Source organism: Vibrio sp. 10N.222.54.E6, from assembly GCF_041473955.1.
GTDB classification, from domain to species: domain Bacteria; phylum Pseudomonadota; class Gammaproteobacteria; order Enterobacterales; family Vibrionaceae; genus Vibrio; species Vibrio tasmaniensis_A.
In genome coordinates, this window is the sequence record NZ_JBFRTD010000049.1 from 47362 (window position 1) to 57367 (window position 10006).

The 10006-nt window shown below is 43.2% G+C and carries 9 protein-coding genes and 1 riboswitch; of the genes, 6 read left to right on the forward strand and 3 right to left on the reverse strand.

All coding sequences use genetic code 11. The annotated features are described in order from the left end of the window. Positions 1 to 84 precede the first annotated feature (84 nt). Positions 85 to 1440, forward strand: a complete 1356-nt coding sequence (gene dinF, locus AB4513_RS23100) for an MATE family efflux transporter DinF (RefSeq protein WP_032555306.1) — start codon at positions 85 to 87, stop codon at positions 1438 to 1440. Between the two features lie 96 nt (positions 1441 to 1536). Here the strand turns inward: dinF and sthA are convergent, their stop codons facing one another. After that, positions 1537 to 2937 carry a Si-specific NAD(P)(+) transhydrogenase gene (sthA, locus tag AB4513_RS23105; RefSeq protein ID WP_009848252.1) on the reverse strand — a complete coding sequence of 467 codons (1401 nt, stop codon included), beginning with the start codon at positions 2935 to 2937 and terminating at the stop codon, positions 1537 to 1539. A gap of 327 nt (positions 2938 to 3264) precedes the next feature. Between sthA and fabR the strand changes: the two genes are divergently transcribed. Together fabR and AB4513_RS23115 are read left to right on the forward strand one after the other, a co-directional pair. Beyond that, complete coding sequence (gene fabR, locus AB4513_RS23110; RefSeq protein ID WP_009848253.1) at positions 3265 to 3906, forward strand: HTH-type transcriptional repressor FabR; 642 nt, start codon at positions 3265 to 3267, stop codon at positions 3904 to 3906. Then, a complete protein-coding gene (locus AB4513_RS23115) occupies positions 3906 to 4277 on the forward strand; it encodes a YijD family membrane protein (protein ID WP_004736696.1) in 372 nt (123 codons plus the stop codon). Before fabR ends, AB4513_RS23115 begins: the two co-directional genes overlap by 1 nt. A gap of 82 nt (positions 4278 to 4359) precedes the next feature. Here the strand turns inward: AB4513_RS23115 and trmA are convergent, their stop codons facing one another. Continuing rightward, positions 4360 to 5469 (reverse strand): tRNA (uridine(54)-C5)-methyltransferase TrmA, encoded by a 1110-nt coding sequence (gene trmA, locus AB4513_RS23120; protein WP_009848254.1) that lies wholly within the window; start codon positions 5467 to 5469, stop codon positions 4360 to 4362. A 154-nt stretch (positions 5470 to 5623) separates the two neighbouring features. After that, positions 5624 to 5827, forward strand: a riboswitch (cobalamin riboswitch). Positions 5828 to 5866: 39 nt separating this feature from the next. On the opposite strand from trmA, the gene AB4513_RS23125 reads away from it, so the two are divergent. Genes AB4513_RS23125 through murI form a run of 3 tightly spaced genes read left to right on the forward strand, consistent with a single transcriptional unit; the run spans position 5867 to position 9208 of the window. Then, entirely contained in the window at positions 5867 to 7627 is a 1761-nt protein-coding gene (locus tag AB4513_RS23125) for a TonB-dependent receptor domain-containing protein (RefSeq protein ID WP_009848255.1), read from the forward strand. Between the two features lie 48 nt (positions 7628 to 7675). Next, positions 7676 to 8341: an ATPase gene (locus AB4513_RS23130; protein WP_009848256.1), complete on the forward strand. Its 666-nt coding sequence runs from the start codon at positions 7676 to 7678 to the stop codon at positions 8339 to 8341. A gap of 60 nt (positions 8342 to 8401) precedes the next feature. Further along, positions 8402 to 9208: a glutamate racemase gene (murI, locus tag AB4513_RS23135; RefSeq protein WP_009848257.1), complete on the forward strand. Its 807-nt coding sequence runs from the start codon at positions 8402 to 8404 to the stop codon at positions 9206 to 9208. Here the strand turns inward: murI and AB4513_RS23140 are convergent. Beyond that, on the reverse strand, positions 9171 to 9623 hold the full coding sequence (locus AB4513_RS23140; RefSeq protein ID WP_009848258.1) for an RNA-binding protein: 453 nt from the start codon (positions 9621 to 9623) through the stop codon (positions 9171 to 9173). The genes murI and AB4513_RS23140 overlap by 38 nt on opposite strands. Positions 9624 to 10006 lie beyond the last annotated feature (383 nt).

Sequence of the window (10006 nt, forward strand, 5' to 3'; positions counted from 1 at the left end):
TCGATAAAAGGCAAGCGCCTCCCCACACCATAGTGAAAGCCCACTCACTAGGTTAAACTATCGCCTCTAATCTAAGAGGTGATCGTGAAGTTATTTAATCCCCAAACTATTTTTCAAACGTTATCCAATCAGGCGATGCACAAAAAAGTGCTGTTGCTCGCGATCCCGATGGTTCTTTCTAATATTACGGTTCCACTGTTGGGCTTAGTCGATGCTGCGGTTATCGGTCACTTAGAGCATTCTTGGTATTTAGGTGGTGTCGCTTTGGGTGGGACTATGATCAGCGTGACCTTTTGGTTGCTTGGTTTCCTACGAATGTCGACGACGGGACTGGCCGCGCAATCTTATGGGGCGAACGATGGCAAGCAACTTGGTTTAGTCTTTGTGCAAGGCGTGACCATGGCACTAGGGTTTGCTGGTTTCTTCTTGCTATTGCATAGCTTTGTTGCGGATGCGGTTTTCTCTCTGAGTAGTGCCAGTGACCAAGTGAAACACTATGGTCAGCAATATTTCTCTATCCGAGCATGGAGTGCGCCTGCTGCGTTGACTAACTTTGTGCTGTTAGGTTGGTTACTCGGAACCCAAAATGCCAAAGCACCCATGTGGATGGTGATCATTACTAATATCACCAACATCGTTTTAGATATCGTATTTGTGATTGGCCTCGGCTGGCAAGTGGAAGGCGCAGCATTGGCATCTGTAATGGCTGATTATGCCGGTTTAACATTTGGCCTGATTTGTGTTTACCGAATCTGGGTGAAGAAGCAGTTACCATCGCCATGGGATCTGCTTAAGAAAACCAGTCAAGGTTTGAGTCGTTTCGTAAAACTGAATCGCGATATCTTCCTTCGTTCACTATGCCTACAAACGACTTTCACTTTCATGACCTTCCAAGGTGCAAGCTTTGGCGATGATGTTGTTGCGGCCAATGCAGTGTTAATGAGTTTCTTGATGATCATCTCTTATGGGATGGATGGTTTTGCCTATGCAATGGAAGCTATGGTTGGTAAGGCGATAGGCGCGAAAGATAAAGAAGAGCTTAATCAGTCTTTAATTGGTACTTTCTTCTGGAGCTTTAATATTTGTTTGGTGCTGACCACAGTATTCGCGATCGCTGGGTCTAATTTAATTAATATGATCACCACTATCCCAGATGTAAAAAGCCAAGCTGAGGTGTATCTGCCTTGGTTGATCGCAATGCCACTGGTTTCAATGTGGTGCTTCTTGCTGGACGGTATCTTCGTAGGCGCAACCAAAGGCAAAGATATGCGTAACAGTATGTTTGTTGCGACCTGCAGTTTCTTCGTAATTTTCTACTTAGCATCAGGTTTTGATAACCATGCGCTGTGGCTAGCAATGTTGAGCTTTATGGCGGTGCGTGGCATCGGTCTCGGTGTTTTATTTATTTCTCAGTGGAAGAAAGGTGAGTTTCTCGCCTAGCTTAGTTCAGAGAACGAAAAATAAAACAGCAAGCTCATGGCTTGCTGTTTATGTATTTGGCCTACAGGTGGTCAAATAGTCCTGTTGGTTCTTTGTTTAGAACAAACGGTTAAGTCCGTTAAGCGCTGCTACGCGATACGCCTCGGCCATCGTCGGATAGTTAAAGGTGGTATTCACAAAGTATTCGATGGTGTTGGCTTCGCCTTTTTGTTCCATGATCGCCTGGCCAATGTGAATGATTTCAGCGGCACGTTCACCAAACACGTGGATACCTAAAATCTCTTTAGTTTCACGATGGAAAAGTATCTTCAAGCTACCAATATCTTTACCTGCAATTTGAGCGCGAGCTAAGTGCTTGAATGAAGAACGTCCCACTTCATACGGTACTTTAGCTGCAGTAAGCTCTTGCTCGGTTTTACCGACAGAGCTGATCTCAGGAATGGTGTAGATACCTGTTGGGATGTCTTCGATAAGGTGTCGTTCTGCTTCACCTTTCACCACTGCTTGGGCCACAAATCGACCTTGGTCATAAGCAGCACTTGCTAGGCTAGGATACCCAATCACATCACCGACAGCGTAAACATGTTCAACACTGGTTTGGTAGTTGCTGTTGACTGATACTTGTCCACGAGAGTCCGCTTCTAAGCCAACCGCACCAAGGTTCAGTTTATCAGTATTACCCGTTCGACCATTGGCATACAGTAGGCAATCGGCACGCATTTTTTTACCTGACTCGAGATGAATGATTACACCATCATCTGTTCCTTCAATTTTCTCAAAGGTCTCATCGTTACGAATAACAACACCACTGTTCCAGAAGTGGTAAGAAAGTGCATCTGAGGTTTCGTTATCTAAGAAGGACAACAGGCGATCGCGAGTATTAATGAGATCGGTTTTAACGCCTAAACCGCGAAATATAGAGGCATATTCACAGCCGATAACACCAGCACCATAGATGATGATGTGCTGAGGATCGTGTTTAAGAGAAAGAATTGAATCGCTGTCGTAGACACGTTCATGCATGAAGTCGACGTTGTCTGGCTGATAAGGACGAGAACCTGTCGCGATAACAAATTTGTCTGCGCTGTAGTGTTCTTCAGTACCGTCGCTTTGCATTACGGAGATCGTGTGGGTATCGATAAAACGTGCAGTACCGAAGACTAACGTGCATTGGTTGCGATCGTAGAAACCTTGGCGCAAGCGAGTCTGTTTGTCGATGACCGATTTAGCATGCCCCAGAATATTGGAAAATGTTGAGTGGATACTTTTATTGTTCTGACAAAACAGAGGGTTACTGTTGAATTCAATAATACGACTTACGGCATGACGCAGTGCTTTGGAAGGAATAGTCCCCCAGTGGGTACAACCACCACCAACGCTGCTCTCTTTTTCAATGATAGCAACGTTCAACCCGGCTTTGGTTAATCCCATCGCTGCCCCTTCTCCTCCGGGGCCACTACCAATTACGATTACATCAAAGTGGTTGGAGTGCGACATAGATATCTTCCTTGTTATATTTGATTAACATTGCTTTAGCGAGATTTTAACTGATTCTGTTCTTGGGTACATGAAAAGGGCATCAGAGAGTCGGTGAGATCACGTCATGCTACTGAAAAAATAATATTTGGTATGTCGTATGTCTCCAAATGACGGTGCGGATATTGAAATGTTTTCTTTGAACGTATTTACTTCGATACGTGAACAAAGAGGTGTGTTTAGTGTCTTATATAACCAGAGTGCCTTATATAAGTAAGTGATTCGCGTTATATTGAATAGAGTATTAGACATGCCTGTTTAGGCTGTAAAAGAAGATGTTGATAAAGTATGAAACCAATGGGCATTCGCGCACAGCAAAAAGAAAAGACTCGTCGTAGCTTAGTTGATGCGGCATTTAGCCAACTCAGTGCCGATCGTAGTTTTTCTAATCTAAGCTTGAGAGAAGTCGCTCGTGAGGCTGGAATAGCTCCGACTTCCTTTTATCGCCATTTCAAAGACATGGATGAGCTTGGCTTAACCATGGTCGATGAAGGTGGCTTATTGTTGCGTCAGTTGATGCGTCAAGCTAGGCAACGCATAGTAAAAGAAGGCAGCGTGATTCGCACATCGGTTGAAACCTTTATGGAATTCATTGAAAGCAGCCCAAACGTATTCAGACTGTTATTGCGGGAGCGCTCAGGAACTTCATTTGAGTTTCGTGCAGCGGTAGCTCGTGAGATACAGCACTTCTCTGCTGAGTTAACCGAATATTTGATAACGACTGGCATGACAAGAGACGAAGCTTTTACTCAAGCGGAAGCCTCCGTCATCTTGGTTTTTAACTCAGGGGCAGAAGCATTAGATTTAGATCGACGTCAGCGAGATGAATTGGCTGAGCGTTTGATCATGCAATTGCGAATGATGGCCAAAGGGGCTTTTTGGTATCGTAAAGAACGTGAACGTAACCGATTAAAAGGCGGGATTGAATAATGTCGAATGAAAATAATACTGTAAACCGTGGTTCTGAAAGAAAGACACTCGTACTTGCTGTTGTAGCAGGTGTGTGTGGTGATGCACTGCTATCTTGGGTAACAATGAGCGAAGTGGGCTTCTCTATTTTCCCGCTGATTGCTTTAGTGTTGGCTGTACAAGCGCTATACCAAGAATACCTAACAAATCCAGTATCTGAAGATATTCCGTTAGTGGGTTTAGCTTGTTTCTTTGTAGGTGCATTTGGCCACTCGGCTTTTGTGAAAGCACAACACCCTGATGCCGGGTCAAACTTCTTTGCGATTATCGTTGCGATGCTACTGCTCGCTTGGGTAGGTAAGAAGCTAGGCTTTATCGGTAAAACCGCTTAAATCAATCTATAAATAAAAAAAACGAGCCAATTGGCTCGTTTTTTTGTATCTGCTGCTTCGACTTCGACCTAGAGAGCTAGGCTTACGCTTTACGCTCTAGGAATACACCGGCTTCCATGTGGTGCGTATAAGGGAACTGGTCAAATAGAGCAAAACGAGTTATGTCGTGTGTTTCGCTTAGAATGTCTAGGTTCTCTTTCAATGTCTCAGGGTTACAAGAGATGTACATGATACGCTCGTAGCCTTGAACCATCTTACAAGTATCGACATCCATACCTGAACGCGGTGGATCAACAAAGATAGTGTTGCAGTTGTAGCTCTTAAGATCGATGTTCGCTTGCTGTAGACGACGGAATTCACGCTTGCCTTCCATTGCTACGGTAAAATCTTCCGCAGACATGCGGATGATCTGAACATTTTCAATCTTGTTGGCTGCGATGTTGTATTGCGCAGATTCTACTGACGGCTTCGCTAGTTCTGTTGCCAGTACACGTTCGAAGTTCTGTGCCAGTGCTAGTGAGAAGTTACCGTTACCACAGTAAAGTTCAAGCAAGTCGCCTTTGCTGTCTTGAGTACAGTCGACAGCCCACTCCAGCATTTTCTCTGCTACTTTACCGTTTGGTTGAGTAAAGCTGTTCTCAACTTGCTGGTAGATGTAGCTATCACCATTCACATCTAGCTTTTCGATAACGTAGTCGCGGTCCAGTACGATTTTCATCTTACGCGCACGGCCGATCAGGTTTAGGTTAAAACCTTCATCGTTTAATTGCTGTTTAAGTGCTTTAGCATCTTGAATCCACTGTTCACCCAATTGGCGGTGGTAAAGCAGTGACACCAAAATCTCGCCGCTTAATGTAGAAAGGAAGTCTACTTGGAATAGTTTGTGGCGTAGAGAGTGGTTGTCCTTCATTGCATCCGTTAATAGAGGCATTAGGTCGTTGATCAGGCGGCTAGCCGCTGGGAACTGGTCTACGCGGTATTTTTCTTTGGTCTCTTGATTGAACATGACGTAATACATATCGTCACCTTCATGCCACACGCGGAACTCTGCACGCATGCGGTAGTGTTGTTCTGGAGATTCATACACTTCCAGCTCAGGCACATTATATTCTGAGAACATTTCAGTAAGACGCTCAGTCTTTTCTGCCAGTTGTTCTTGGTAGCGTTGCGGGTTTACTTCTAAATTCGCCATTGTTATGCCTTTTGCTATCGTGCTTTTAAATCAAGAGCGCAGATTTTATTCAATCACAGGCGCTTGTCCAGTGTTGAGAGCCATTCAGTCTAAATAGACGACGAAAACTATAGCTTATAACTATCTTAGACTAGACAAATGATTCATAGGTCAATACTATTTCCGGCAAGCTGGTGCCATGTGGATGTATAGATGGCTGAAGAGGGAATCTGGTGAAAATCCAGAACTGACGCGCAGCGGTAAAAGAGAACGAGTATTCATAGACACTGCAAATAGCATTTTGTGGGAAGTCGAATATTAGGTAACCGAAAGGTTGTGCTCTTAAGTCCGAATACCTGCCAGCGGCTAAGCCATACAATGTGGTTTGGTAGGACTTTACGCGATTTAGGATCACAACATGAACAAATCCCTTTTAGCGGTTGCTGTAGCATCGCTGCTTTCACCTATCTCCAATTTACACGCACAAGAAGCATCTGCTGACGAAACCATGGTCGTTACGGCTAACCGTTTTGAGCAAAGCACTCAAAGTACAACGTTACCTGTTGTAGTTGTTACTCGAGCAGAGATTGAAGCGATTCAAGCTAATGATATTTACGAAGTACTACGTCGTTTACCTGGTATTCAGGTAGCGAGCAACGGCGGTTACGGACAAAAGCAGAGTGTTTTTGTTAGAGGTACTAACTCTGACCACATCTTAGTACTTATTGATGGCGTAAAAACAGCAAGTGCAACATCAGGAGGAGCAAATTTTGCTGCTATTCCACTAGTTGGTGTTCAGCGCATTGAGTTTGTGCGTGGTCCTCGAGCAGCAATTTATGGAGCCGATGCGATTGGTGGTGTAATTAATATTATTACAGACACATCAAGTTCAGAAGCAAAAGTTAGCGTAGGGTTTGGATCTGATTCATACAAAAAAGGCAGTGTGGCAGTGTCTGGTAATATTACAGACTCGACAAGTGGTTCTGTAGCTGTAAAGCGAGCAGAGACTGATGGGTTTTCTGTTCAAAACTCAGCAGGTGATCAAGACGCAGATGGACATGAAGTGACTGAGCTAGCACTTGCGATAACTCATAAGCTGAATGACGAGTTTAAGCTTAAGTTTAATTCTACTTACTCGGATGGTGAAACAGAGTACGATCCGAAAAATGCTACAAAAGATCAGACACTTTACAGTGCAATTGGCCGTCTTAGTTATACTGGAGAAACGTTGTCGAGCAACTTTTCTTTAAGTAAAGCTCAAGATTCTAGTAAAGATTATTACTACAAAAGTACTTATCAAACGGACCACCAGGCCGTTGCTTTCACAAATTTATTCACTGTGAACAATGAAGTTTCTATTGGTGCGGGTCTTGATTGGTCTAAAGATGACGTATCAGAGTCCTCAAAAGACTATGCCGAGAAATCTCGTACGAATAACTCGCTATATGTTAGTGGCTTTTATGACAACCAAGCCGTACAAGCTGAATTAGCTTTACGCGGTGACGATAACCAACGCTACGGCAAGAATACGACATGGCAAGCGGGTTTAGGATATTGGTTAGCAGCTAATTATCGCGTGACGGCTAATGCTGGTACGGCATTTAAAGCACCTACATTTAATCAACTATATTGGCCGGGCTCAGGTGTTCCAACGCTGAAACCTGAAGAGTCAAAAAACTATGAAGTCGCGTTCGAAGCCCATCAATCATTGGTTGATTGGAGAGTATCGGCTTACAAAAATGATATTAAAAACATGATAGTTGGATGGCCTTCAAAAAACATTGGTGTCGCTGAAATTAAAGGCTTAGAGCTATCGGGAGAATTCGATACAGGAAGTTTTTCTCACCAAGTTAGCCTTGACTTTATGGACCCGACAGATAAAAGCGATGGGTCTCAACTTTTACGTAGAGCGAAACAAAATGCTAAGTGGAACGTGACGTATTTTGCGGACAACTGGCAGGCGGACTTGAGTTATTTATATCAAGGTAAACGTATGGATAGCGGCAATGCTGAGTTAGATGAGTACTCGCTAGTAGATATAGCTGCGAGCTACTTTGTGACGGATCATTTCACAATGAGAGGGCGTATTGCTAACCTTTTTGATAAAGATTACACGTTAGCCAAAGGGTATGAAACACAAGAAAGAAGTTTCTTTATAAACGCTGACTACCAGTTCTAATTAACAACTAAACCGCCTTCGGGCGGTTTCTTCTTATTGGATATATCAATGAAAAAGAAAGTCGTCATGAGTTGGTCGTCAGGAAAAGACTCTACGTTAACGTTAGAGCGCCTACTTGAAAGCACCGAGTATGAAGTTGTTGCTCTGTATACTACGTATGTTGGAGATGAAGTTCCTTTCCAGGTCACTCCTATTGAGGTAGTTGCAATGCAAGCTCGATTGGTCGGTTTACCATTAATCATGATTGAGCTACCGGAAGTCTTCCCAAGTAATGAGGTTTATCAAAGTACGATTGTCTCGGTACTTAAAGATTCTAGTTTATCAATCGATGCGGTCGCGTTTGGAGATATGTTCTGTAATGGCATTGCCGATTACCGAAGAAGTTATATAGAGCCAGCTGGTTGGGAGTGTGTGTTTCCCCTAATGGGAGAGAGCAGTCAGGTACTTGCGAGTGAAATAATAGACAGAGGAATCGAAACCTTTCTCGTCACGGTCGATACCGATGCATTAGACATGAGCTATTGCGGGAAAGAATACACGTTTGAGCTAATCGACAGTTTACCGAGTCACGTCGACCCATGCGGCGAAGATGGTGAGTTCCATACTTTAGTAACGTCAGCGCCATGCTTTAAAGGAAGGCTTAAGATAGAGCTGGAAAATGTAGATCAGGGTGAGCGCTTTGTGCATCAACGCTACCGAGCCTGCATTATGTAGAGTGATGATTGGCGAAAACTAAGTGAAGGGGTATCATTGCAACGGAACTTATTACAGGTAATGGTTGTGTCGGAAAGCATACAAAAAAACATATTGATCTTTGATTCTGGAGTTGGCGGTCTGTCCGTATATAAAGAGATAAGCCACTTACTACCGAATCATAACTATACTTATGTATTCGATAACGAGGCTTACCCATACGGTGAGCTCGACCAGCAAGTCCTTATCCACAGAGTTCAAAGCATCGTCGCCAGTTTTGTGGCTAGCCACGCTATTGATATTGTGGTGATAGCCTGCAATACAGCAAGTACAATTGTGTTACCTACACTAAGGGCTAATAACCCAATCCCTATTGTCGGGGTTGTTCCGGCAATCAAGCCAGCATCGCTACTTGCCAATAAAGCCGTTGGTCTTATTGCAACACCCGCAACGATTACTCGTGAATACACACACGAGCTCATCAAAAACTTCTCTAGTAATAAAAGAGTTGAGCTTTTAGGTTCTACTCAGCTGGTGGATATGGCCGAAGATAAACTCCGAGGAGAGGCGATTAACCTTGAAGAGCTGCAGCAAATCCTTCAACCAATGATCAACACAATTGATGTGGCTGTTTTAGGGTGTACTCATTTCCCACTGATCAAATCAGAGATTCAGCAAGTGCTAGGTAAAAACGTGATGTTGATTGATTCAGGTAAGGCTATTGCTAAGCGGGTTCAAGATTTATTGGATTTAGAGAGCAGTACTGAAGAAGGGGGAGTGCGTGAGGCTTTTTGTAGTGCACTTCCTAAAAAAGAAAGTGCACTAAATAGTATGCTGAAGCGGTTAGGGTTTAGCTCAGCTCAGCTTCGTCCGTTTCTGGATGTTTAGGATCGTTTGCAACGCGTACTTTTAAAGTACGTTGCATGTAATCTTTATCGTTAAGTTCTGAAATAGCATGATTCACATCATTACTTGCCATAACAACAAATCCAAAACCTCTTCTTTTACCAGTACGTTTGTCTTTCATTAAACGTACAGCAAATACTTCACCATATTCAGAGAACAATTCACGTACATGTGATTCATTCGCTTTGTATGGAAGGTTACCCACATAAAGTGTTTTTGTTGAAGCCTTAGGTTCTGACTCTGATTTTGAGTTGGTGCTTGAAAAATTAACAACAAAAGCGGAAGCCAAGACACCAAGGATAAAGGTAATTGCAGGCGATATATCTACCTGAGAGAAAACAATGCCGCCCAATACAGCTAGCGCGACAATTAACAACATCGATTTTTTTGAGTTCATATCGGAATACTACATATTAATAAACGAAATATACGCATCTACCATTAACAAAATAGACACATGAATCTTACGTTCATGGCTTCCATTTTGCCAATGTATTGCTGTGATACGTCTCAAATGTTTAGTTTTTATTCGAAAAATGCGGATGTGGTGGCTTTTTAGGCGAACAAAACTTTTATTTAAAAAAGCTCTTGTGCTCTATATCGAACTCTCTATAATGCCGCCTCACCGACAAGGAGTGAGACGAAAGTCACGCTGCGAAATCGGTAGAGAATAAGAGTTTGAAAATAACCCTTGACTCTCTAAGTGGTGCAGGTATAGTACGCACCCCTAGCGACTGAGATGTAAGTCACAAAACGCTAGAGCTCTTTAACAATTTAAAC

Excerpts from the sequence above, each read along its gene's own strand:
- sthA (WP_009848252.1), bottom strand. The coding sequence starts at position 2,937 with ATGTCGCACTCCAACCACTTTGATGTAATCGTAATTGGTAGTGGCCCC.
- fabR (WP_009848253.1), top strand. The coding sequence starts at position 3,265 with ATGAAACCAATGGGCATTCGCGCACAGCAAAAAGAAAAGACTCGTCGT.
- AB4513_RS23115 (WP_004736696.1), top strand. The coding sequence starts at position 3,906 with ATGTCGAATGAAAATAATACTGTAAACCGTGGTTCTGAAAGAAAGACA.
- trmA (WP_009848254.1), bottom strand. The coding sequence starts at position 5,469 with ATGGCGAATTTAGAAGTAAACCCGCAACGCTACCAAGAACAACTGGCA.
- AB4513_RS23125 (WP_009848255.1), top strand. The coding sequence starts at position 5,867 with ATGAACAAATCCCTTTTAGCGGTTGCTGTAGCATCGCTGCTTTCACCT.
- AB4513_RS23130 (WP_009848256.1), top strand. The coding sequence starts at position 7,676 with ATGAAAAAGAAAGTCGTCATGAGTTGGTCGTCAGGAAAAGACTCTACG.
- murI (WP_009848257.1), top strand. The coding sequence starts at position 8,402 with ATGGTTGTGTCGGAAAGCATACAAAAAAACATATTGATCTTTGATTCT.
- AB4513_RS23140 (WP_009848258.1), bottom strand. The coding sequence starts at position 9,623 with ATGAACTCAAAAAAATCGATGTTGTTAATTGTCGCGCTAGCTGTATTG.